General features: G+C 64.1%; 19 protein-coding genes and 1 tRNA gene. 13 read left to right on the forward strand and 7 right to left on the reverse strand.

The window, feature by feature from the left end:
• Positions 1–21: 21 nt before the first annotated feature.
• From ASF04_RS22500 to ASF04_RS22515, 4 genes are all read left to right on the forward strand, one after another.
• Positions 22–2,232 (forward strand): Ig-like domain-containing protein, encoded by a 2,211-nt coding sequence (locus ASF04_RS22500; protein WP_229205163.1) that lies wholly within the window; start codon positions 22–24, stop codon positions 2,230–2,232.
• 58 nt (positions 2,233–2,290) lie between these two features.
• Positions 2,291–3,943, forward strand: a complete 1,653-nt coding sequence (gene aroKB / locus ASF04_RS22505; protein WP_082488954.1) for a bifunctional shikimate kinase/3-dehydroquinate synthase AroKB — start codon at positions 2,291–2,293, stop codon at positions 3,941–3,943.
• Positions 3,944–3,953: 10 nt separating this feature from the next.
• Positions 3,954–5,105 carry a deoxyguanosinetriphosphate triphosphohydrolase gene (locus ASF04_RS22510; RefSeq protein WP_056146823.1) on the forward strand — a complete coding sequence of 384 codons (1,152 nt, stop codon included), beginning with the start codon at positions 3,954–3,956 and terminating at the stop codon, positions 5,103–5,105.
• A gap of 86 nt (positions 5,106–5,191) precedes the next feature.
• Positions 5,192–5,449, forward strand: coding sequence for a hypothetical protein (locus ASF04_RS22515; RefSeq protein ID WP_056146825.1), 258 nt, complete (start codon positions 5,192–5,194; stop codon positions 5,447–5,449).
• Here the strand turns inward: ASF04_RS22515 and mutY are convergent.
• The 3 genes from mutY to mutM are packed head-to-tail and all read right to left on the reverse strand — an operon-like array spanning position 5,446 to position 9,396.
• Positions 5,446–6,579, reverse strand: a complete 1,134-nt coding sequence (gene mutY, locus ASF04_RS22520; RefSeq protein ID WP_056146827.1) for an A/G-specific adenine glycosylase — start codon at positions 6,577–6,579, stop codon at positions 5,446–5,448. The two genes, ASF04_RS22515 and mutY, sit on opposite strands and share 4 nt — an antisense overlap.
• Positions 6,580–6,601: 22 nt before the next feature.
• Positions 6,602–8,536, reverse strand: a complete 1,935-nt coding sequence (locus ASF04_RS22525) for a dynamin family protein (RefSeq protein ID WP_056147231.1) — start codon at positions 8,534–8,536, stop codon at positions 6,602–6,604.
• 26 nt (positions 8,537–8,562) lie between these two features.
• A complete protein-coding gene (gene mutM / locus ASF04_RS22530; protein WP_056146828.1) occupies positions 8,563–9,396 on the reverse strand; it encodes a bifunctional DNA-formamidopyrimidine glycosylase/DNA-(apurinic or apyrimidinic site) lyase in 834 nt (277 codons plus the stop codon).
• 133 nt (positions 9,397–9,529) lie between these two features.
• On the opposite strand from mutM, the gene ASF04_RS22535 reads away from it, so the two are divergent.
• From ASF04_RS22535 to ASF04_RS22570, 8 genes are all read left to right on the forward strand, one after another.
• On the forward strand, positions 9,530–11,341 hold the full coding sequence (locus ASF04_RS22535; RefSeq protein ID WP_056146830.1) for a tetratricopeptide repeat protein: 1,812 nt from the start codon (positions 9,530–9,532) through the stop codon (positions 11,339–11,341).
• A gap of 14 nt (positions 11,342–11,355) precedes the next feature.
• Positions 11,356–11,970 (forward strand): lipoprotein insertase outer membrane protein LolB, encoded by a 615-nt coding sequence (gene lolB, locus ASF04_RS22540; RefSeq protein ID WP_056146832.1) that lies wholly within the window; start codon positions 11,356–11,358, stop codon positions 11,968–11,970.
• Positions 11,967–12,845 carry a 4-(cytidine 5'-diphospho)-2-C-methyl-D-erythritol kinase gene (gene ispE, locus ASF04_RS22545; RefSeq protein ID WP_056146834.1) on the forward strand — a complete coding sequence of 293 codons (879 nt, stop codon included), beginning with the start codon at positions 11,967–11,969 and terminating at the stop codon, positions 12,843–12,845. The genes lolB and ispE overlap by 4 nt, the downstream gene beginning before the upstream one ends.
• A gap of 75 nt (positions 12,846–12,920) precedes the next feature.
• Positions 12,921–12,997: transfer RNA gene (locus tag ASF04_RS22550), tRNA-Gln, on the forward strand.
• A gap of 150 nt (positions 12,998–13,147) precedes the next feature.
• The gene (locus ASF04_RS22555; protein WP_019923428.1) at positions 13,148–14,098 is read left to right on the forward strand and encodes a ribose-phosphate pyrophosphokinase; all 951 of its coding nucleotides are present in this window, start codon (positions 13,148–13,150) and stop codon (positions 14,096–14,098) included.
• A gap of 171 nt (positions 14,099–14,269) precedes the next feature.
• Positions 14,270–14,869: a 50S ribosomal protein L25/general stress protein Ctc gene (locus ASF04_RS22560; RefSeq protein WP_056146836.1), complete on the forward strand. Its 600-nt coding sequence runs from the start codon at positions 14,270–14,272 to the stop codon at positions 14,867–14,869.
• A gap of 98 nt (positions 14,870–14,967) precedes the next feature.
• The gene (gene pth, locus ASF04_RS22565) at positions 14,968–15,549 is read left to right on the forward strand and encodes an aminoacyl-tRNA hydrolase (RefSeq protein ID WP_019923426.1); all 582 of its coding nucleotides are present in this window, start codon (positions 14,968–14,970) and stop codon (positions 15,547–15,549) included.
• Between the two features lie 49 nt (positions 15,550–15,598).
• Positions 15,599–16,897 carry an amidohydrolase gene (locus ASF04_RS22570; RefSeq protein ID WP_056146838.1) on the forward strand — a complete coding sequence of 433 codons (1,299 nt, stop codon included), beginning with the start codon at positions 15,599–15,601 and terminating at the stop codon, positions 16,895–16,897.
• A gap of 165 nt (positions 16,898–17,062) precedes the next feature.
• On the opposite strand, the gene ASF04_RS22575 is transcribed toward ASF04_RS22570, so the two are convergent.
• From ASF04_RS22575 to ASF04_RS22585, 3 genes are all read right to left on the reverse strand, one after another.
• Positions 17,063–18,484, reverse strand: a complete 1,422-nt coding sequence (locus tag ASF04_RS22575) for a DUF3999 family protein (protein ID WP_056146840.1) — start codon at positions 18,482–18,484, stop codon at positions 17,063–17,065.
• Positions 18,481–21,834: a DUF2339 domain-containing protein gene (locus ASF04_RS22580; RefSeq protein WP_056146842.1), complete on the reverse strand. Its 3,354-nt coding sequence runs from the start codon at positions 21,832–21,834 to the stop codon at positions 18,481–18,483. Before ASF04_RS22580 ends, ASF04_RS22575 begins: the two co-directional genes overlap by 4 nt.
• A 100-nt stretch (positions 21,835–21,934) precedes the next feature.
• Entirely contained in the window at positions 21,935–22,624 is a 690-nt protein-coding gene (locus tag ASF04_RS22585; protein WP_056146844.1) for a glycine zipper 2TM domain-containing protein, read from the reverse strand.
• 261 nt (positions 22,625–22,885) lie between these two features.
• Here ASF04_RS22585 and ychF point away from each other — a divergent pair, with 261 nt between their 5' ends.
• Positions 22,886–23,977 (forward strand): redox-regulated ATPase YchF, encoded by a 1,092-nt coding sequence (gene ychF / locus ASF04_RS22590; protein ID WP_056146846.1) that lies wholly within the window; start codon positions 22,886–22,888, stop codon positions 23,975–23,977.
• Between the two features lie 54 nt (positions 23,978–24,031).
• Here ychF and ASF04_RS22595 read toward each other — a convergent pair whose 3' ends face one another.
• Entirely contained in the window at positions 24,032–24,403 is a 372-nt protein-coding gene (locus tag ASF04_RS22595) for a MerR family transcriptional regulator (protein ID WP_056146848.1), read from the reverse strand.
• Between the last annotated feature and the right edge of the window lie 10 nt (positions 24,404–24,413).

Raw genomic sequence — 24,413 nt, forward strand, 5'->3', positions numbered from 1 at the left:
CTACACATCGAGGGATAGCGCATGGAACGCATGATTCGTATGAAGGGCCTCATCGGCTGGCTGGCAGCGACCATCTTTGCAAGCTTGCTGGCCGGTTGCGGCGGCGGTGGCGGTTCGCCCGGCACGGTCGGCGGTGGCACCGTCACGCCGCCCACGACGTCAAAAGTAGCCAGCGTGGCGGTGCAGGCCAGTGCGAGCACCATCGCCTCGTCGGGACTGGCCGGCACCGAGGTGACGCTGACGGCCATCGTCAAGGACAGCGGCGGCAATGCGCTGGTCGGCGAGACGGTCAGTTTTAACGCCAGTTCCGGCACCGTCAGCAGCACCAACCGCGTGACCGACACGGCGGGCCAGGTCGCGGAAAAACTCAGCGTGGCCGGCGACGCGTCGCTGCGCGTCATCACCGTGACGGCCAGCGCCGGCGGGCGGACGTCCGCACCGGTGCAGGTGGCGGTGGTCACGGCCGTGCCGTCGCTCTCGCTCACTACTGACAGCGGCACCCTGGCCTCGGCCGGCGCGGCCGGCAGCGAAGTGACCGTGGTGGCGCTGGTGCGCGACGCCAACAATACCGCGCTGCCCGGCGTAGTGGTGGACCTGAAAGCCGATTCGGGCAGCCTGACGCTGACCTCGCGCACCACCAACGCCCAGGGCATCGTTTCCGAAAAACTGAGCACCGGCGGCGACCCCGCCTCGCGCGCGATCCGCATCACTGCCAGCGCGGCGGGCGCCGCACCGGTCGCCACCGTGGTCAACGTGGCCGGCAACCGGCTCACCGTCAATGCGCCGTCCACCATCAACGCGGGGGCGGCTGCCGACGTTGCGGTCAAGCTGGTCGATTCGGCCGGCAATGCGCTGGTCGGCAAAGCGGTGACGTTCGCGTCGAACGCCAATGCGCTGACCGTCAAGGGCGGCGGCACGGCCGTGACCAACGCCGCCGGCCAGTTGATCCTCACGTACGCGGCCAGCGGCGGCAGCGCCGACGTGATCACCGTGCGCTCGCTGGGCGAGACGGCATCGACGGCAATTGCGATCAACACGTCGAGTTTTGCCGTGCGCGTGCTCGACGGCGGCGGCAACGTGGTGACCAGTACCAATATCGGCAGTTGCCGCCAGGTGGCGGTGACCGGCGGCGGCGCCGGTGACGTGACCATCAGCAGTTCGCGCGGCACCGTGTATGCCAATGCCGGCTGCACCGTGCCATTGAACGGCGCGCTGACGCTGGCCAGTGGCGCCGCCACCGCCTACATCGACGCCAACAGCCCGGGCGTGGCCACGCTGACGGCTCGCGCCGGTATCCTGGGCACCCAGTCCGACCTGGAATTCGTCGCGCCGCTCACCACCGCCTCGACCATCACCGTGCAGGCCGACCCGGCCGTAATCGGCGTCAACACGGCTGGCAGCATCACCCAGCAGGTCACGCTGCGCGCCGTGGTGCGCGACGGTCCGGCGCAGAACAACCCGGTCAAGAATGCGCTGGTGTCGTTCTCGATACAGTCGGACGCCAGCGGTGGTTCGCTCACCCAGCCGTCCGACGTGACCACCGCCGCCGATGGATCGGCCACGGTGAGCTTCATTGCCGGCGCCACGCCCACTGCCACCAACGGTGTGCAGATCCGGGCGCGCATCGTCGGCGGGGGCGTGGTCAACAACAGCGCCACCGCCATGCTGACCGTGGCGCAGCGCTCGCTATTCATCAGCGCCGGCACCGGCAACTTGATCAGCACGCCCGACAGTTCCACCTACCAGCAGGACTTCGCGGTGTTCGTGACCGATGCGGCCGGCAATGCGGTATCCGGCGTACGCCTGACCACGTCGGTGCTGCCGGTGAGTTATTTCAAGGGCCTGCTCGGTTACAGCGATCCGGGACCGTGGCTGCCGGTGCAGCGGATACCGTGCGATAACGAGGACCTGAACCGCAACGGCATCCTCGACGCCGGCGAGGATCTCAACGGCAATGGCAGGCTCGAGCCGGGCATTCCGGTGACCGTGACGCCGGCCGTGACCACCGACGCCACCGGACGGGCCACGGTGTCGCTCGTGTATCCGCGCGACCGCGCCAACTGGCTCGACGTGAACCTGACCGTGCGCGGACAGGCAAATGGCAGCGAATCGACGTACACCTCTCTGGTACACTTGCTAGGTTTGAGTAGCGATTACACAAACCAGAATGTCGCGCCGCCGGGCGCGGTCAGCCCATACGGGGTGGCGACGACGTGCAGCAACCCGCAATAAGCGCTCAGTGACTGGCGCATGCGGGCGTCGGAGCCGCCCGCACTTAGTTGGATTTTGCATGCAAAATGTGTTTCTAGTCGGTTTGATGGGTGCTGGAAAGACCACCATCGGCCGCATCCTGGCCCGCAAGCTGGGGCTGCGCTTTGTCGACTCCGATCACGAGATCGAGGCGCGCACCGGCGCGTCGATCCCGTGGATCTTCGAGATCGAGGGCGAGCCGAGCTTTCGCCGCCGCGAAGCCGAGGTGATCCGCGAGCTGACCGGCCAGCAGGACCTGGTGCTGGCCACCGGCGGCGGCGCCGTGCTCGATCCCGACAACCGCGCCCACCTCAAGGCGCGCGGCATGGTGATTTACCTGCGCACGACCGTCAACAGCATCCTCCAGCGCACCGCCCACGACAAGAACCGGCCCCTGCTGCAAACCGCCGATCCGCGCAAGAAGCTCGAGGAGCTGATGGCGGTGCGCGATCCGCTGTACATGGAAATCGCCGATATCGTCATCGATACCGGCCGTCCTAACGTACAATCGATGGTCCTGACCATCCTGAATCAACTGGAAAAGCTGGCCTGCGAAGCCGCGCCCAACTGTTCCACCCGAGCCCAACCATCGATGAACGAAGAATCCACCATCCTGTTAAATGTTGACCTGGGCGAGCGCAGCTACCCGATTTCCATCGGTCCGTCGCTCTTGACCGACCCGTCGCTGCTGGCGCGCCATGTCAATGGCGGCAAGGTCGCCATCGTCACCAATACCACCGTCGCACCGCTGTACCTCGAGCGCGTGGAGCCGGCGCTGCGCGCGGCCGGCAAGCAGGTGATGTCGGTGATCCTGCCCGACGGCGAGGAGTTCAAGAACTGGGCCAGCCTGATGCAGATCTTCGACACCCTGTTGGCCAACAAGGCCGACCGCAAGACCACGCTGATCGCTCTCGGCGGCGGCGTGATCGGCGACCTGACCGGCTACGCAGCTGCCAGCTATATGCGCGGCGTGGATTTTATCCAGGTGCCGACCACCTTGCTCTCGCAAGTCGATTCGTCGGTCGGCGGCAAGACCGGCATCAACCACCCGCTGGGCAAGAACATGATCGGCGCGTTCTATCAGCCGCGCGCGGTGATTGCCGACACGTCCACCCTGGAAACCTTGCCTGACCGCGAACTGTCGGCCGGCCTGGCCGAGGTGATCAAGCACGGCGCCATCATCGACGCCGCGTTCTTCGACTGGATCGAAGCCAATATCGGCCTGCTGATGGCGCGCGACAAGGGCGCACTCGCCTATGCGATTGCCCGCTCGTGCGAAATCAAGGCCGACGTGGTGCGCCAGGACGAGCGCGAGGGCGGCCTGCGCGCCATCCTCAATTTCGGCCACACGTTCGGCCACGCCATCGAAGCCGGCCTCGGCTACGGTGAATGGTTGCATGGCGAAGCCGTCGGCTGCGGCATGGTGATGGCGGCCGACTTGTCGCAGCGCCTGGGCCTGGTCGATGCCGCGACCGTCGCCCGCGTGCGCGCGCTGGTCGCGGCTGCCGGTCTGCCGGTCAAGGCGCCCGACCTGGGCACCGCGCGCTGGCTGGAACTGATGGAAGTGGACAAGAAGAACGAGGGCGGCGCCATCAAGTTCATCCTGCTCAAGCCGCTGGGCGCGCCCAGCATCACCAACGTGCCGCAGGAATTGCTGCTGGCCACGCTGGCGGCCCACGTGGCGTGCGATTAAGGAGCCATCAATGCTGCCCGAAGAGTACCTGGCTCCCTATGCCGCCCATTCCTCGGCGGCGACTGCTTCGGCCGGCGGCGGGCGGCGTTACCCGGAGGCTGCGCATTCGTCGCGCAGCCAGTTCCAGCGCGACCGCGACCGCATCATCCATTCGTCGGCGTTCCGCCGGCTCGAATACAAAACCCAGGTCTTTCTCAACCACGAGGGAGATCTGTTCCGCACGCGCCTCACGCACAGCCTGGAAGTGGCGCAGGTGGGCCGCTCGATCGCACGCAACCTGCGCCTGAACGAAGACCTGGTGGAAGCGATTTCGCTGGCGCATGATCTGGGCCACACGCCGTTCGGCCACGTGGGCCAGGACGTGCTCAACGAGAGCATGAAGGACCACGGCGGCTTCGAGCACAACCTGCAAAGCCTGCGCGTGGTCGATGAACTCGAAGAACACTACGGCGCGTACAACGGCCTGAACCTGATGTTCGAAACCCGCGAGGGCATCCTCAAGCACTGCTCGCTGCACAATGCCCGCCTGCTGGGGCCGGTAGCGATCCGTTTCATTGAACGCACCCAGCCGTCGCTGGAAGCGCAGCTGACCAACCTGGCCGACGAGATTGCCTACAACAGCCACGATATCGACGACGGCCTGCGCTCGGGCCTGATTACCATCGAGCAATTGCAGCAGGTTGATTTCTTTGCCCGGCTATACCGCGACGTGCAGCAGGCGTTCCCGGGCCTGACCGGCCGGCGCGCCATTTACGAAACCTTGCGGCGCCTGATCACGGCGCTGGCGGACGACCTGATTACCACGTCCAGCGCCCTGATCGCCGACGTGGCGCCGCGCTCGCTGGGCGACGTAAGGCAGGCGCCGCCGCTGATCCGTTTTTCCGACCCGATCCGCAAGGATGCGACCGAACTGAAACGCTTCCTGCGCGAAAACCTGTATCGTCATTACAAGGTCAACCGCATGCGCGTCAAGGCCAGCCGCATCGTGCGCGAGCTGTTCGATGCCTTCATGGCCGAGCCGGTGCTGCTGCCGCCCGATTACCACGACAAGGACGGCGATGCCGGCAGGCAGGCGCGCAAGATTGCCGACTACATCGCCGGCATGACCGACCGCTACGCGATCCGCGAACACCGGCGCCTGTTTTCACTTGATGAGCTCTGATCTGGCGCAAGCTGGCGCCGCTTGACAGGCAAGGGTGTGCGGCAGATCATCAAGGTCCACCTTCACCTTTATCTGCAGGAGCGATCATGGAAGCCGAAGTTGCCGACCGGTTCAAGGAATTGAAACAACATGTCGCTGACCATTACGCGAGCAAGCTGGATATCGCGATATTGCGTGAGGAAATTGCTGTCCAGTTCGGTCAAGTCCATGTGAAATTCGCCGAACTGGAGTCGAAGATGGAATCAAAGATGACACTACTCGAATCGACCATCATCAAATGGTTCGTCGCCACCTCGTTCACGTTGGTCGGTATCACCTTTGCCATCGCACGCTACGTGCATTAAAAATCCATGCGCTGTTGCGCCGCCTTGCCATCCCCTAACAATTCCAGCAACAGTTTCTTGATCGGCGCTGGCAGCGCTGCGTCCGCTAATTTGGCAGCATCGAGCCACACGTAACCGCCTTCGGCCACCATGTCCAGCCGCCGGGCCAGCGTGATCCGGTACGGTGCGATGTGCAGCTTGTAGTGCGTGAAGACATGCGTCACGGTCGTCAACCGCTCGGCCGACTCCATTTCGCCGAACTTCCCTACTGCCTGTAACAGCAGCGTGTCGTCTGCCGCCGGCGCGTCGTCGTCCTCGGCCAGCAGGTGGCCATCGAGTTCCGGCAGCGACAGCAGGCCGCCCCAGATGCCGGTGGGCGGACGCTGTTCGAGCAGTACCTGGCCGCCGTCGATAATCGCCAGCATCACCGCGTGTTTTTCCGGCGAGATTTTTTTCGGCTTGCGCACCGGCAGTTCGCGGGTGCGGCCGGTGGCGTAGGCCACGCAGCGGGTTTGCATCGGGCAGCGTTCGCACGCGGGGCTGCTGCGGGTGCAGACGGTGGCACCCAGGTCCATCAGCCCTTGCGTGTAAGATTCGATGCCTTGCTCGGGCAGCAGGGCGACTGCGCGCAGCCACATCATTTCCTCGGTCTTGCGCTCGCCGGGAAAGGTGTCGATGCCGAACACGCGGGCAAATACGCGCTTGACGTTGCCATCCATGATGGCCGCGCGGGTGCCGCTGGAAAAGGCGGAAATTGCCGCAGCCGTCGAACGGCCGATGCCGGGCAAGTCGGCCAGCAGCGCCGGGTCGGACGGAAACACACCGTCGTACTCGCTGACGACGCGCTGCGCGCACTTGTGCAGGTTGCGCGCGCGGGTGTAGTAGCCCAGGCCGCTCCACTGCGCCATCACGTCTTCGACCGGCGCCGCCGCCAGGTCGCGCAAGGTGGGAAAGCGTTCCAGGAAACGCGCGTAATAGCCGAGCACGGCTGAGACCTGGGTTTGCTGCAACATGATTTCGGACAGCCAGATCAGGTAGGCGTCGCGGGTGTTTTGCCACGGCAGCGCGTGGCGGCCGTGTTGTTGTTGCCAGGCGATCAGTGCATCGGAAAAGCTGGGGTCGGCGTAATGCTCTACTGCGGTGTACTTCATTGTGTCCTTGGGTGTAAAAGTCTCAGGCGGCTTCGAGCGCCGGGTCTTCCTCAAGACCGGCCTCGATGGCGCAGGCGATGGCCGCCGCCAATTGTTGCAGATGCACTTTCTGGGCGTCGAGCGTGTGCTGGTCGCGTTCGTGTGCATCGATTTTCTGTTCCAGGCTGTCGGTGGCGTCGTGGATGCGCTGGATCGAAGCCTGCCGGTGTTTCAGCTGATCCTTGTGCTGGCGGATCTGCGCCTCCAGCGGCGCCATCACCACCTTGAGCCACGCTTCGGCATCGACGTTGGCCGACTTGAAGCAGCCGCGCACGCGCGAAGCGATGGTATCGAAAAATTTTTCCATCAGCACCACGCGGCTGGTGGTGATCAGGGTGGCGGTGCCGAATTGCTTGTAATAGATCGCCTCGATATTGGCGATTTCGTCGCGGTAGGGCGCCAGGGAAAACGGCAGCGGCAGCGCCAGGCTCATGCCGTGTTCGCTGGCGAAGCGGCGCACCATCACGCCCATCATTTCGCTCACTTCGGCGGTTTTATGTTCGGCTGCATCCAGGCGGGCGCGGATGCGCTCGAAGTACTGGCGCACGGCTTCGCGCACGCCGAGGAAAAAGCGGCTGCGCTGCATTTGCTCGCGCACCAGGTCGATATCGTCGCGCACGATGTCCATGCCGATGCTGGTGTACAGCTCGGTGGACAGGCGGGTAAACACGGCGCGCGTGGCTTGCAGCTTGAACAGGCTGGCGTCGAACTCGCGCTTTTCCACGTCGATACGGCGCATCATGTGCTCGATCACGGTGCGGTTCTTGCCGCGCAGGCTGCGCAGTTCGTGCAACTGCTCGACGATGCCGCGCGCGCGGGCGGCAAGCATCGACGATTGCGCGGTACTGAGCGCCTGCAGATCGTCGCGCAGCTGGCGCCGCACGATGTCCTGCTTGGCTGGGATCAGCTCGTCGAACAGGGCCGCTTCCAGCGCCGGCAAGCGGCTGCGCGCGAGCAGGGCGCCATCGCCGTTAATCTTGGCCACCAGCGCCTTTTGCGCCGAGACCGGGAATACCTGGCGCGGTTCGAGCGCCAGTACCTGTGCCACGCTGGCCTGCTGGCGCGCGATTTCTTCGCTGACCTCGGTTTCGCTGCGCAGCTCGTCCCACATGCTGTCGATCTTGTTCAGTACCACCATGCGGCCGGCACCGGCGCCGATATGGTTGCGCCACACTTCGATGTCGCTGCGCGTCACGCCGGTGTCGGCGGCCAGGATGAACAGCACGGCATGGGCGTTGGGAATCAGGTTGAGCGTGAGTTCCGGCTCGGTACCGATGGCGTTCAGGCCGGGCGTGTCGAGGATCACCAGGCCCTGTTTCAACAGCGGGTGGGGAAAATTGATGATGGCGTGGCGCCACAGCGAAATCTCCACCGTGCCGTGCTCGTCCACCGCATCGCGCAGGTCGGGATCTTCGTCATCGTACAGGCCGTAACGCCGTGCTTCCTCGACCGGTGCGCGGCGTGTCATGCTCACCTGCTTGAACACTTCGTGCATGTGGGCGCCGGCGTCGAGGTTGAGCGGCAGCACGGTCCAGGCGGCGGGCTGGTCGCGGTAATCGCCGGTGGAAAGGTTGTCGGCGCGGGTTTCAATCGGTAGCAGGCGCAGCGACGGCGCCAGCGCGGCATCGTACATCAGCTCGGTCGGGCACATGGTGGTGCGCCCGGCCGAGGACGGCAGGATGCGCTGGCCGTAGTCGGCAAAAAAGATGGCGTTGATCAGCTCGGACTTACCGCGCGAAAACTCCGCCACGAACGCCACCGACAGCTTGTCGTCGGCGAGCCGGGCCAGGGCGCGGACAATGCGCTGGGCCGTGGCGGCGTCGAGCAGGGCGGCCTCGGCCACCCACGCCTGGTAGTGCTCCAGCGCGGTGACCACGCCCTGGCGCCAGGCGCTGTAGTGCTCGAAATCGCTGACCATCATCGGCTGTGCCTCGTTGTTGACAGTTACTTTTGGCAGTTCACGCAATAGAAAGTGGAACGCTGGCCCTGCTTGATCTGGCGCACCGGCGCCGCGCACACCTTGCACGGTACGCCTGCCCGATCATAGACGAAATATGTCTGCTGGAAGTAGCCGGACTGGCCATTGACGCTGATAAAGTCGCGCAAGGTGCTGCCGCCCTGGATGATGGCCTCGGCCAGGATCTCGCGGATCGCCTGCGCCAGCTTTTCATAACGCGCCACGCTGATGCGCCCGGCCGGGGTTTTCGGATTGATACCGGCCCGGAACAGGCTTTCCGACGCGTAGATATTGCCCACGCCCACCACGATATCGCCGGCCAGCAGCACCTGCTTGACCGGCGCGCTGCGGCCGCGCGTACGGTCGTACAGCAGCTTGCCGGAAAAACCGGCTTCCAGCGGCTCCACGCCCAGCGCACGCAGCAGGATATGGCTGTCCAGCGCGCCGTCGGCATCGTCATGCCACAGCACGGCGCCGAAGCGGCGCGGATCCTTCATGCGCAGCACTTGCGGACCGTCCGGGCTGGCAACCACCAGGTCGAAATGGTCGTGCTTTTCCGGTTCGATGCCGGCCGCCATCACCCGCAAATGGCCGGACATGCCCAGGTGGATGATCAGGGTGCCGTGCTCGAAATGCACGAGCAGGTATTTTCCACGCCGGCCGGTGCTCAATACGGTGCGGCCGGCCAGCAGTTGCTGGAGTTGCTCGGGAAACGGCCAGCGCAGGCCGGCGCGGCGCAGCACCACGTCCTGCACGGCACGGCCTTCAAGATGGGGCGCGACGCCGCGCCGGGTGACTTCCACTTCTGGTAATTCTGGCATCTGCTGGGCAAACCTCTCATGAATGGGGGAGGAAACTGGGTACGTCCAATATTTGGTTACACTAGTCAAAAGACGCAAGCCCCGGCTTGCGCGTAAAATCGAAGCGACCCCGTACACCAGCCAGGATGTTCCCTTGAAAAACGCTTTCGCCATTGTAACCCTCTCCGCCTTGCTGTCGGCGTGCGCCACGCAGCCGCCAGCGCAGGCCGACGCTGCGCCAGCGCCTGCCGCCACTCCGGCGCCGCAGTCCGCCGCTACAGACAATTCCGACAAGCAAGAAGACACGACGGCAGCGGACGCCACGCTGCCCAACAACGCGCTCACCGGCGACATCCTGTACCGCATCACCAAGGCCGAGCTGGAATTCAAGCAGGGCGAGTGGCAGGGACCGTTCGTCACCATGATGTCGCTGGCCCAGCAAACCCGCGATCCGCGCCTGGCCAAGCGCGCGGCCGACATGGCGCTGGTGGCCAAGCAGGGTAGCGAGGCGGTGGCCGCCATCCGCCTGTGGCGCGCCCTGGCACCGGACTGGGACGAAGCAGCACAGTATTTCCTCGGCTTTGCCATTGTCGGCAACGATCTCACCGAGGTTGAACCGATTTTTTCCAGGCGCCTGGCGCAGGCCCAGGGGCCCGCGCGGGTGGTGGCCATGTTCCAGATGCAGCAGCTGTTGCTGCGCGCCCAGGATAAGGCTGCCGCGTTCGCCTTGCAGGAACGCGTGCTGGCGCCGTACGACAACCTGGTGGAAAGCCATCTGATCCTGGCGCAGGGCGCGTTTGCCCTCAATGACGCCGCCCGCGCCCGCGCCGAGGCCGACAAGGCCGCCGCCATCGAACCATCGTCCGAGCTGGCTGCCATGACCCAGGCCCAGGTGTCCGGCGACATCGACGTGGCGCTCAAGGTGCTCAACAACTTCCTCGACAAGTACCCGAAAGCGCGTGAAGCGCGGGCGGCGTTCGCCCGCGTGCTGATCGACGCCAAGCAGCCCGAGGCGGCGCGCCAGCAATTCCTGGTCTTGCTCAAGGACCAGCCCGACAACCTGGCCACGCTGTACGCGCTGGGTGTGATGGGCATGCAGAACAACGACCTGGCCGGCGCTGAAACCTACTTTACCCGCTTCGTGGGCGTGCTCGAGCAGCAACCCGACGACGAGCGCGACCCGAGCAAGGTGCTGATGATCCTGGCGCAACTGGCCGAGCAGCGCGGCGACGCCGACACCGCCATCAAGTGGCTCGACAAGGTCGATCGCAGCGACGAAAAACTGTACTTTGCCGCGCGCCTGAAGTGGGCGGTGCTGACCGCGCGCCAGGGCAAGTTAGAGGAAGCGCGCAAGGAACTGGCACAACTGACCGCCAACGGCGCCGACGAGCAGGCGCAAATCTTCCAGACCGACGCCCAGGTGCTGCGCGACGCCGGCGACACCACCACCGCCTTCATGGTGCTGCAAAACGCCATCAAGCGCTATCCCGACAATCCCGACCTGCTGTACGATTTTGCGCTCGGCGCCGAGAAAGTGGGGCAGGTGGAGCTGATGGAAACCGCACTGCGCCAGGTGATGATTGCCGCGCCCGATAACCAGCACGCCTACAACGCGCTTGGCTACTCGCTGGCCGAGCGCAACGAGCGCCTGCCTGAAGCGTACGCGCTGGTCGAGCAAGCCCTGAAAATGGCGCCTGGCGATCCGTTCATCATGGACAGCATGGGTTGGGTACAATTCCGCATGGGCAACCTGGACGAAGCGGAAAACTACCTGCGCCGCGCCTACGCCGTGCGCAGCGATCCCGAGATTGCCGTGCACCTCGGTGAAGTCCTGTTCGCCAGGGGCGATGTGGCCGGCGCCCAGAAACTGTGGCAGGAAGCCCATGGCAAGGATCCGAAAAACGACGCGCTCAAAAGCACGCTGGCGCGCCTCAACCAGAGTCTGAAGACCGATCAGGCCAACTAGAAACCACTTCAACGATGACTTTTACCCTTTCTCGCCGCGCCGCACCGGTGCTGGCCTTCGCTGCCGCACTGTCGGTGCTGGCTGGCTGCGCCTCCGTGCCGCGCTCGGCCGCTACAGTGGCCGCTTACCAGGACGCGATCGAACTCAACGGCCGCATTGCCATCAGCTTTGTGCGCGATGGCAAGAAGGAAGCCATGAACGGCAACTTCAACTGGCAGCAAACTCCGTCCCGTACCGATGTCAGCCTGAACTCGCCCACCGGCCAGACCGTGGCCCGCATCAGCGTGACCGACCAGGCCGCCACTCTGCAGCAAAGCGGCCAGCCGCTGCGCACCGCGCCCGACCTCGACAGCCTCACGCGCCAGGCACTGGGCTGGACCCTGCCCGTGGGCGGCCTGCGCGACTGGCTGCAAGGCCATGCCACCGACGCCGATGGCAAGCGCTTCACCGCCTCGCCGGCCAACGACAGCGTGGTCACGCGCGACGGCTGGAAAATCGACTACCTGGGCTGGCATGACGAAGCAGCAAGCGTGCCCAAGCCGCGCCGCATCGACGTCACCCGCCTGACGCTGGGCCAGCAGGTCGATGAGCTGTCGTTCCGCATCGTGCTTGATGCGCCAGCGTCATGAGCCGTCTGCTCAATTGCCCGGCTCCCGCCAAGCTCAACCTGTTCCTGCACGTAAACGGCCGCCGCGCCGATGGCTACCACTTGCTGCAAACCGTGTTCCAGCTGGTCGATTACGGCGACACCCTGCACTTCACCCTGAGGGGCGACACCGCGCTGCGCCGCGTGACGGAACTGGCCGGCGTGCCGGAGGAGAGCGACCTGGTCATCCGCGCCGCCAGGCTGTTGCAGGCCGAAGTACAGCGCCGCACCGGCGCCTTGCCGCCCGGTGTCGATATCGCCATCGACAAGGTGCTGCCGATGGGCGGCGGCCTCGGTGGCGGCTCGTCCGACGCGGCCACCACGCTCATGGCCCTGAACGCCCTGTGGCATGCCGGATTGAGCCAGCAGGAACTGATGGCGCTGGGCTTGCCGCTGGGCGCCGACATCCCGTTTTTCATCTTTGGCCAGACCGCGTTTGCTGAAGGCGTGGGCGAACAATTGCAGGCGGTGGAGGCGCCGCAGTGTTGGTACATCGTCATCGAGCCAGGCGTGCAAGTGCCGACCCCGGCAATTTTTTCGTCAGAACGTTTGACAAGAGACACGCCGGTCATTAAGATAACGGACTTTTCCAGACACCTTGAAAATCAAAACGATTTACAGGGATTTGGCAGAAACGATTTACAACAAGTGGCAATGGAGTTGTTCCCGCCGGTGGCAGAAGCGGTAGAATGGCTCAGTGCTTACGGTGATGCCAGGATGACTGGCTCCGGTGCTTGTGTGTTTGGCGCGGTGGCAACAGAATCAGAAGCCGATGCGGTGCTTGCGAAAGCGCCAGCGAAGTGGAAAGTCTGGAAAGCCCAGTCGCTGAAACAGCATCCGATCATCGACATGTTGTGAGTGAGAAAAAAGATTTTGCTTCTCGTGAAAATGGCTGTATAATATCGGCCTGTAGCGACAAGTAGCAAGTTGCGTAGGGGAATCGCCAAGCTGGTTAAGGCACTGGATTTTGATTCCAGCATACCAAGGTTCGAATCCTTGTTCCCCTGCCATTCGTTTTATCTGGAACCGTCGAGGCATTAGTCTCCGGCCAGGTCAAGCAAAAATGCCGGCGCCCAGCGCGTCGCATTCAACTAATACAGCGTCACGCGGCTTCCGCTGGCGATCATCAAAAATTTCTTCTACTATCTCTGGGACTCCCAATGGCTTACGAAAACCTGATGGTTTTTACCGGCAACGCTAATCCTGCGTTGGCAGAAGGAGTCGCTAAAAATCTCGGTATTCCCCTCGGCAAAGCCAATGTTTCGAAATTCTCGGACGGCGAAGTCATGGTCGAGATTAACGAAAACGTGCGTGGTAAAGACGTCTTCGTGCTGCAGTCGACTTGCCAACCGACCAACGACAACCTGATGGAACTGATCCTGATGGTCGATGCGCTCAAGCGCGCGTCCGCTGGCCGTATCACCGCCGCCATTCCTTACTTTGGTTATGCCCGCCAGGATCGCCGCCCCCGTTCGGCGCGCGTTGCGATCTCGGCCAAGGTGATTGCCAACATGCTGGAAAAAGCCGGTGTCGAGCGCGTCCTGATCATGGACTTGCACGCCGATCAAATCCAGGGCTTCTTTGATATCCCGGTCGACAATATCTACGCGTCGCCGATCCTGCTGGGCGACCTGCAGAAAAAGAACAACGAAGACTTGCTGGTGGTGTCCCCGGACGTCGGCGGCGTGGTCCGTGCCCGCGCGCTTGCCAAGCGCCTCGGTTGCGACCTGGCCATCATCGACAAGCGTCGCCCGAAAGCCAACGTCTCCGAAGTGATGAACATCATCGGTGAAGTCGAAGGCCGCAACTGCGTGATCATGGATGACATGGTCGATACCGCCGGCACCCTGGTCAAAGCTGCCGAAGTATTGAAAGAGCGCGGCGCCAAGAAAGTCGTGGCGTATTGCACCCACGCTGTGCTGTCTGGCCCGGCAATCGAGCGCATCACCAATTCGTCGCTGGACGAGCTGGTCGTGACCGACACGATTCCCCTGTCCGACGCAGCCAAGGCTTGCGGCAAGATCCGTCAACTGACGTGCGCGCCGCTGCTGGCCGAGACGTTCAAACGTATTATCAAGGGCGACTCGGTGATCTCCCTGTTCATCGACTGATCGACCTTTACATCAGTTTTAGCACGCGGCGCACCCGGTTTTACCGGTTGCGCCGCGCTGGTTTATACAGTTTTCCCGGTTTCATGAGCGTATCACGCTCATTTTCGAAGCACCCTGGTCGCGGGGGCTTCATAACACGGGGCGCAAGCCCTGTAATTTTTGGAGTATCACATGAAAGTTGTTGCATTCAAACGCGAATTGCAAGGTTCCGGAGCGAGCCGCCGCCTGCGTAATTCGGGCCAAACCCCTGGCATCATCTACGGTGGCACCGAAGCCCCAGTGACCATCTCGCTGGATCACAATGCCCTGTACCACGCGCTGAAAAAAGAAGCGTTCCACTCGTCGATCCTGGATCTGGAAATCGACGGTAAAGTACAAAAAGTGCTGCTGCGCGACTTCCAAGTCCACGCATTCAAGCAACTGGTTCTGCACGCTGACTTCCAGCGCGTGACCGCTTCGGAAAAACTGCACGTGAAAGTTGCGCTCCACTTCGAGAACGCTGAAATCTCGCCAGCAGTCAAACTGCACGGCGCGACCATCAGCCACGTGCTGAACGAAATCGAAATCGAATGCCTGCCAGCAGACCTGCCAGAATTCATCACCGTTGACCTGACCAACGTTGACGTTGGTACCTCGGTCCACGTGGCTGACCTGGCCCTGCCAAAAGGCGTGACCGCAGTTACCCACGGTAACGACCTGACCGTTGCTACCGCATCGGTACCAGCTGGCCAAGTTGCTGCTGAAGCTGCTGCTGAAGAGCCTAAGAAGTAATTCTTGACGCTTTACGCGTCATGGAAACCCTGCCAGCGTTCGTGCTGGCGGGGTTTTTTTTCGTTTGCGCGATAATCCCGTTTATTTGACTGAACATTATGCCCATCCGCCTTATCGTCGGCCTCGGCAATCCCGGCGCCGAATACGAACAAACCCGCCACAACGCCGGCTTCTGGCTGGTGGACAACCTCGCCAACAGCAGCGGCGCCCGCCTGCAGCGCGAGACCAAGTACAACGCGCTGATGGCCAAGACCTCGATCTCGGGCCAGGAAGTGTACCTGCTCGAACCGCAGACCTATATGAACCGCTCTGGCCAGTCGGTGGGCGGACTGTGCCGCTTCTTCAAGATCAACCCCGACGAAGTGCTGGTCGTGCACGACGAGCTGGACCTGATGCCCGGCATCGCGCGCCTGAAAAAAGGCGGTTCGGCCGGCGGCCACAATGGTTTGAAAGACATCACCGCCGCGCTCGGCACCCAGGATTACTGGCGTTTGCGCCTCGGCATCGGCCACCCGCGCACCTTGAGCCTGCAACAGCAGGTGGCCGACTTCGTGCTGCACCGCCCGCGCCGCGAAGACCAGGACCTGATCGAGCAGGCCATCGATAAATCGTTGCTGGTCATGCCGTCCATTATCGAGGGCAAGTTTGAAGCGGCCACCATGAAGTTGCATACGGCCTAAGCTGCGATGGTATGCTGGAGGAATCTTTCTCCAGATGAGGACACCATCGATGACGCTCCGCCCGCTTGCCGCCTTGTTCGCTTCCATGCTGGTATTGCCAGCCTTCGCCCAGGATAACGGCGCGGTCGCCGCCAACATCGACGCCATGTATGCCAAGCTCGATGCGATCTACAAGGACTTGCACGCCCATCCCGAACTGGCTTTCCAGGAAGTGCGCACGGCAGGCAAGCTGGCGGCCGAGATGCGCGCGATCGGCTTCGAGGTCACGGAAAAAGTGGGCAAGACCGGCATCGTCGCCATTTACAAGAATGGCCCCGGCCCGACCGTGCTGGTACGCACCGAGATGGACGGCTTGCCGATGGAAGAAAAATCGGGCTTCGATTATTCCAGCAAGGCCCACGCCCAGCTCGACGGCAAGGACACCATGGTGGCCCACAGCTGCGGCCACGACGTCCACATGACGGCGTGGCTGGCCACGGCGCGCACGCTGGTGGCGCTCAAATCCCGGTGGAAGGGTACCTTGATGTTCATCGGCCAGCCGGCCGAGGAAATCGTCTCGGGCGCCAAGGCCATGATCAATGACGGCCTGTTTACCCGTTTCGGCAAGCCGGACTACGCGTTCGCGCTGCACTCGTGGCCGCACGCCTACGGCACCATCGGCTATAACAGCGGGCCGGTGTCATCGAACTCGGACGCCATCGAAATCACTTTTAAAGGCCGGGGCGGCCATGGCTCGGCGCCGGACAAGGCGGTCGATCCGGTAATGATCGCCGCGCGCTTCGTGGTCGATGTGCAGACCGTGATCAGCCGCGAAAAAGATCCCAAGGAATTCGGCGTGGTGACCATCGGCGCCATCAACGGCGGCAGTGTGGGCAACATCATTCCCGACAGCGTCAAGGTGCGCGGCACCATTCGCAGTTACACCCCGCAAGTGCGCGAGAAAATCCTGGCCGGCGTGCGCCGCACGGCGATTGCCTCGGCCGCCATGGCCGACGCACCCGCACCGGAGGTGGAGCTGATCCCCGGCGGCGCGGCCATCATCAACGATGAAAAACTGGTGGCGCGGACCGAGGGCGTGCTGAAACAGGCGTTCGGCGACGACAAGGTATGGCGCATGCCCGCCATGACCGCCAGCGAAGATTTCTCGCAGTTCGCCAACGCCGGCATTCCCGCCATGTTCTTCTTCACCGGCGTATATTCGCCGGAAGCGGTGGCCGAAGCCGAAAAGCCGGGCGGCAAGCCGATCGCCTTCAACCATTCGCCGTACTACGCGCCGGTACCGGAGCCGTCGATCAAGACCGCCGCCCGCGCCATGACGCTCGCCGTCATCAACGTGATGGCGAAGTAAGCTTAAAAACCTCCAGAGCAAGGCGCAGCGACGAAGACAGTACGCCAGTACGGCGAGGCGCTGCAACGCCGCTACTGCGTTTGGCAAAAACCTCCAGAGCAAGGCGCAGCGGCGAAGACAGTACTCCAGTACGGCAAGGCGCTGCAACGCCGCTATGGAGGTTTTTCAGGCTTGAGGTTTCTGGCGCAGCAGGCGCCAGACCATCAATGCCAGCACGCCAGTCCCCAGCAACAACGTCCCCCACAACACCAGCAGCCGGTTGCGTGAGCCGGCATCGTCGTCGTGCGGCGCCGCCCCCGCGCCTTGCTGCGCGATGGCCGGCCCGGCGGTGGCTTGGCCAAGCTGGCGCAATTCCACGTCACTGAAACCCGGCGCCACCTGTGCCACAGGACGGCTGGTGGCAGGCGCGCGCTCGCGTCCCACCGCCACCGTGTACGGTGCGTTGCCACTGGCCAGGAATACCAGCGTGGCCGGTTGCCAGCCCACGTTCAATACCGGCTTGACTGTCACTGCCGCCTCGGTGCGCAGCACCCAGTGCGGCGCGTGCAGTGGCGTCACGGCCAGATCGCCCGAGCTGCGCGCCTGGCCATCCTGCGTAATGCGATAAAAAGTGGTATTGACGATGGGCTCGAAGCGGCGGGTGGCTGCGCCGGCCTGGCGCGCGGGCACGGTGTCGTACACGCCCAGTTGCGCGGGCAGCACGACATTGGTCTCGCTGAACTGCACGCCGATGGTGGCGGGAGCGATGGCCGGCGGCATGGCGTACACCAGGTCTTGCGGCCGGTCGCCGGTGCCGGGTTGCAGCAGCAATTGCTCATTCGGCAGGGCTGTGCTGGTGCGCACCGGTTGTTCGGCCACGATGGCGGAAAAGAGCAACGGCGTGCCGCTGCGCCAGGTCAGGCGCGCGTAGCGGAATGATCTGGCTTCAAAGGTCAGCCGGTCGTTGGCCAGGGTTTGCTGATCCTGGTTGACCAGCCAGTTCAGCTCGGCTGCGCCAACGGCATCCCAGCGCTTCAAGTCGTTGCTTGTTTCCAGCCAGACCTGGGCGCTGTAGTCGCGCTGGTCCGGCGGCAGGGTGAAGCGCAGCGCGTCAACTGCCGGCGACGCAGTTGTTTGTGATGTGGGCGGCTTGCCGAGATCGAGTATCAACCCCGTCAGGCGCGTGGACCCGGCCGCAGCGTCCTGGCCGCCTTGCTCGGGGCGCACCTTGACCGACAGCAGCCGGCCATCGGGCGCGGTGCTCACGTCCAGGTCGAGCGGCGAAGACTGGTTACCTGCCGCCGCCATCAGCGGAAAGATCGTCAGCGGTAAGTCCTTGTGGCTGATGTTGTCTGCCGCCACCGGCTGCTGCAACGCGAACGGTTGCGGCACCCCCCCGGCGTCGAACACGCGGACATCGTCGAGCAGGGGCGAGCGCGCGTGCAGATACACATCGCGCGGCAGGCGCAGTTGCAGCACGCCCTGTTGTGCATCGGAGGCCAGCGGCAGCAGATGCGTGTAGTCGCCGGGCGTGTCGCTTGCGGGTTCACTGGCGGCCATGGCAAGGGCGCTGGCCAGGCAGGCGGCGCCGATCAGGGATGTTTTCATGCCGTATCCGCCTGTGGTTCGGTTGGTTCGGACTGGGGGAAGGGCGCCAGGTAGCCGATGCCCACCATCAGCGCACCCACGCCAAGGAACGAGACGATGCGCTCCACGCCGCCGATATTGGACAAGTCCACCAGGAACAGCTTGGCCACCACCAGCCCCAGTAGCGCTGCGCCAATGATCCAGACGGGGCGCATGGCGCGCCGCGCCGCGTAGCGCATCAGCAGCAGCGCGGTCACGCTCCATACCAGCGACAGCATCGCCTGCACGAACTGCGACGCGAACATGCTGGCGAACTCGTACGGCACCGCCAGGTAGTGCGAGACAGTGCGCAGCAGCGCCAGGTTGAAGCACATGTAGCCAAGCAGGGCAATGGCCAGCGGCAGCGGCGCCATCCAGCCGGCCGGCCAGCCCGCCGGGCCACGCGCCGGCGGCGCTTGCAGGCGGTGGCAAGCCAGCAGCAACAGCAAGGCGAAGCAGGTACTGAGGTCGAGCGGATTGAACAGCGGCAGATAGGGCAGCGGCGCCATGGCGCCATCCTGCGTCAGGTTCCATGCGCCGACCAGCAACGCCGACCAGGCGCACCCGGCCGGGATCAGGCGGCTGCGGTACCAGGGCGCGATCGGCGCCACCGGCCAGGCGTCCTGGCGGCTGCGTTGCATCAGCCAGGCGATGGCCGCCATCATCAGCCACGACGGCACGAAGCGCGCCCAGCTGGCGCTGGTGCCCCAGTCGGCAATCAAGGCCTCGTGGCCGGCGCCAGCCAACCACCGGCCAATCAGGTAGGCAACAACCGGCCAGATCATCAGCCACGGACCTGCGGTGCGCACGGTGTGGAGCACGCGCAGCACGAACGGGCGCAGCGCCCAGCCTTGGCGCGGCCACGCCGCCAGCAGCCATTCGCCGGTTAGCCACAGCGCGGCAAAGGCGATCCAGGCTTCGACGCGAGGCAGGCGTGATGCGTTGTCGTACAGGTCCACCAGCATCAGCAACGTGGCGCCGGTGAGCGCCGGCCACACGATCGCGGCAAACCACCGCAGGGACGGCCAGCGCAGGCGGTGCGCAAACCGGACTGCCGCCAAAGCAGTGGCCGCCAGCAGCAAGCTGTAGGCGCAACACTGCACACTGGCATCGAGCCCGTATTCGGTCGGATATCTTTGCGCGAACAGGCCGGCATAGTGGCCGGCCAGCCAGCTCGCCAGGTTCGGCGCCGCCAGGCAGAACCACCACAGGGCCGACCAGGTCAGCGTCAGCCGGTAAATCGCGGTGAGGTCGGTCGTGCTGGTGCTTGCCTCGCGGCGGCGCCACAGCGCCCAGCTGCTGAACAGCGCCGCGCCGACGATCATCATGGCGCCAGGCAGGGGGCGCTCCAGCAGCGATGGCGCGGCGCCGGGGCCATACCAGCCGGAAACCATCAGTTGCAGCAGCTTGAACCCCGCCACTGCCTGCACCGCCAGCGCGATACCGCCGGCCAGCGGCCAGGCCATCTTGCAGGCAACCAGGTACAGGACAACTACAGCGATCATGGCGCTGCCGACCAGCAGCGTGCCCTGGCGGTTTTCCGTCACTCGCAGCAGGATTTCGGTCCAGGCGCCCGCCACCAGCCATACTGTGGCAAACACCAGGAACATCCCGGCCAGCAAGGCCAAACTGTCGTTGTCCTCGGCGGCCATGTGGGCGCGAAAGCGCATGGCCATCAGGAAGGCGGTCGCAGCCAGCAGCAGGAAACCCAGCCACAGATTGGCGTCGAGCGCGCCAACCGGCGACAGGCCGGTGGCCGAGCCGATGAACGAGACCCAGGCGCCGGCCTGCACCAGCAGCCCGAACGTCCACGCCAGCCTTTGTTGCTGGCGCAAGCCGATCCAGACGATGCCGGCGCCTTCCAGCGCCCAGGCGGCCGACGTCCAGCGGCCGTCGAGCGCGAACGGGATGGCCAGCGTGCCAAACACGATGCCTAGCGCCAGGAAGGAATCGGCCAGCAAGGCATAGCGCTGCGCGTGCTGCTGGCGGCGCAGCACGGTCGCCAGCGCCACGTAGAACAAGCCCAGCGCCAGGGCGGAATAGGCGACGCCGAAGTCGAAGCCGCTTACCAGGCTGAACTGCAAGCCAAAGGCCAGCATCGGCGTGCCGAACACCAGTGTGCCGTCCACGTAGTGCTTGAGCCGCACCGACTGCTGGCGCGCATACGCCAGCGGGATCGACACGTAAAAGGCAAAGAACAGCAACAGGAACAACTGCACCGACAGGTAGTTCTCTGGCGCGTAGCGCAGCACGCCCCAGGCAGTGGCGATGCTGAAGGTGAAGGCAAAGCCCAGCAGGTTGAGCGGCCGCCACGACCGCAGCAGCGCCAGGGCCAGCACGCCGCCATTAAGCAGCGCATAGTACGAAAACAGGCCGATATGGCTGCCGCCGCCGCTGGACGCCAGGATCGGCGTGGCAAAGCCGCCGGCAATACCGAAGATGGCCAGCCACATGGCGTTTTGCAGTGCCGCCAGCAGGCAGGTGAGCACGGTCAATACCAGCAGCAGTGCAAAGGCCAATCCACCGGGAATCAGGTGGTAGACGCGGAAGGCGCCAAACGTGACCAGCATCAGCACCGCCAGCGCCGCGCCCTGGACCGGCAGGCTGATCGCCGGCCGTTTGATGCGGATGCGCCAGCCCCAGGCCAGCACTGCCAGGTCGGCCAGCACGATGGCCGCCAGGCGCAGTTCGATCGGCAGCGTGACGCGCGCTGCCGTGTATTTGAGCAGGAAGCTGACGCCGATGAACAGGATCAGCAGGCCGAGCTTGGCCACGAAGTTGCCGCCGAACAGCCAGGCTTTGGCCGTGACCAGCCATTGCGGTGGCTGCTGCGGGGCGCGCGCAGCAGGTGGGACGAAGACGGGAGGGGGCGCAGTCGGAGTGATGGCGGGCCGCTCGGCTGCAGCCGGGGCTGGTACGGGGCGTGCCGTTGATGCCGGCACAGGTATCGGTAACGGTATTGCGGCCTGTGCTGCAACCGGCGCCGGTATTGGTACAGGCTCTGTGGCCGGCGTTGAAGTGGGTGCTGGTGATACCGGCGCTGTAGCCGACGCTGGCGCAATTGCCGGCACCGAGGCTGGCACTGGCACTGGCACTGGCACTGGCACTGGCACTGGCACCGCAGAGGTTTGCGGCTGGCGTGGCGCCGGTGGCGCTAGCACCGCCTCCGGCAGCGCCGTGGCCGGCTGCTGAGCCGGGACGTGGCTACCGCGCAAAGCAACGACTTCCGCGCGCAATTCATCGATCAGCTTGCGCAAATAGCGCGCTTCGCCACGCGCGCGCCAGGCGATGTTGAACGTCACCAGGCCAAAAACAAGCAGCACAAATTCCATGAAGCCTCCGCAGGATAGCCTTGCAAAATATCACAAATGCAAGACTGTCCATGCGGAAAGAATCAAAGTATTGTTTGCTGCGACAAAACGTCCTGGTCGCTTAGCCGTCAGCGCGCAGATTGCCGTTGACGATGCGTACGCGGTCGCCTTCACGCCAATTCGGTTGCTCGGTCTGGATGATGTTCTGCGTCTTGCCGTTCTCGAGGCGTACCGCGATGGTATAGGTACGGGTGCCTTTCACCCGGCCTTCGACCTGGTTGCCGGCCACCGCGCCACCGATGGCGCCAGCCACGGTCGCGAGCTTGCGGCCGTTGCCGTCGCCCACCTGGTTGCCCAGCAAGCCGCCCAGCAGGGCGCCGCCGACCGCGCCCACGCCGCTGCCTTCGGCGCGCTGGTCCACCGAGGTGATCGATTCGATCACGCCGCAGCTGTTGCAGACGGCCGGAGCGGCTTTCTCGGGAGCAGGGGTATGCTTGACTACCGGTGGTTTTTCGCGCACGGGTTCGCGCTGGGCCTGGCGCACTGGTTCACGGACCGGTTCGCGCACGGTTTCACGCGCTGGCGCCACTACCGGCGCCGCGATCGGGGCCGGTACGGGCGGCGTCGAGGCTGCCTGTTGCTCGATGACAGGGGGAACATTGGCGGCCAGCGGCACCTCGGGGGTCTGGCTGTTGGAGGAGGGCAGCCAGCCCATCATGGCGGCCACGCCGACACCGCTGACCAGGACGACTGCGCCGGCGGCGGCGAGAACCATTGGGTGCAGCGAGGATTTGTTGGTATTGTTATTCATGGTAAGACCTTTCCTGAGTGATTGCCTGACATAGACACTGTACACACAACTAACGCGCACCGGCGCCATTGGTATGACCCGGATTTCGTATCAAATGTAAGCAATTGTTCCCAAAAAGCACGAGTTCGACCGTGCGCCGGGCGCGGTTTTTTTGAACCTCGGAGGCGGGGGAGGTACAATAGACCCCTTGAACTTAAAAAACGCCATTCAGGTCGTTTTTCACCAGCCGCTTGCCGGCGCTATGATTATTAAAGGTTTTCCATGAGTCTCCAATGCGGCATCGTCGGCCTGCCTAACGTCGGCAAGTCCACCCTGTTCAACGCCCTGACCAAAGCGGGCATCCCGGCCGAAAACTACCCGTTCTGCACCATCGAGCCGAACGTCGGCGTGGTGGAAGTTCCCGATCCGCGCATGGCTGCGCTGGCCGAGATCGTCAAGCCGGAACGCATGGTCAACGCCATCGTCGAATTCGTCGACATCGCCGGCCTGGTTGCCGGTGCCTCGCAGGGCGAGGGACTGGGCAACCAGTTCCTGTCGCACATCCGCGAAACCGACGCCATCGTCAACGTGGTGCGCTGCTTCGAGGACGACAACGTGATCCACGTTTCCGGCAAGGTCAGCCCGCTCGACGATATCGAAGTCATCCAGACCGAGCTGGCGCTGGCCGACCTGGGCACCGTGGAAAAAGCCATCCACCGCGAAAACAAGAAATCGCGTTCGGGCGACAAGGACGCCGCCAAGCTGCTGGCCATCATGGAGCGCATCGTGCCGCACCTGAACGAAGCCAAGCCGGTGCGCGCCATGGGCCTCGATGCGGACGAAATGGCCCTGATCAAGCCGCTGTGCCTGATCACCGCCAAGCCGGCCATGTACGTGGCCAACGTGTCCGACAGCGGCTTCACCAACAACCCGCTGCTCGACCAGCTGACCGCCTACGCGAAAACCCAGAACGCCCCGATCGTCGCCATCTGCGCCTCGATCGAAGCGGAAATCGCCGACCTCGACGACGCCGACAAGACCGAATTCCTGGCCGACATGGGCATGCAAGAGCCGGGCCTCGACCGCCTGATCCGCGCCGCCTACAACCTGCTGGGCCTGCAAACCTACTTCACCGCCGGTGTGAAGGAAGTGCGCGCCTGGACCATCCGCGTGGGCGACACCGCCCCGCAAGCGGCCGGCGTGATCCACACCGACTTCGAACGCGGCTTCATCCGCGCGCAAACCATCGCCTACGACGACTACATCCAGTACAAGGGTGAAGCCGGCGCCAAGGAAGCAGGCAAGATGCGCGCCGAGGGCAAGGAATACGTGGTCAAGGATGGCGATGTGTTGAACTTCCTGTTCAACGTCTGATCGAACGGAACCGAGGAGCCCTGCTGACGCGGGGCTTTTTTGTATCTGTCATTGCTATTTCGAACGCTCCACTGCCCGGTAATACCCGATCTTCTCCTCCAACGCCTGCACCGACAGGCGCATCGCGTCCATTTCCGCCAGCACGTCCTGCAGGTGCGTTTCCAGCATCCGCCGCCGGTCCGGCACCGTGTTGTCGCCTGCTGCGCGCAGGGTGGCGAACGCTCTCATGCGGCTGATCGGCATGCGCGTGGTGCGCAGGCGCAGCAGGAAGTCGATCCATGCCAGGTCTGCCGCCGCATAGCGCCGCTGGCCCCCCTCGGCGCGGCCCACCGGAGCGATCAGTCCGATGCGTTCGTAATAGCGCAGCGTGTGGGCGGTCAGCCCGGTGCGCCTGGCGACTTCGTCGATGCTGAGGTGGGATGCCATGGGCCGCTCC

The organism is Duganella sp. Leaf61, from assembly GCF_001421905.1.
Classification (GTDB): domain Bacteria; phylum Pseudomonadota; class Gammaproteobacteria; order Burkholderiales; family Burkholderiaceae_D; genus Rugamonas; species Rugamonas zoogloeoides.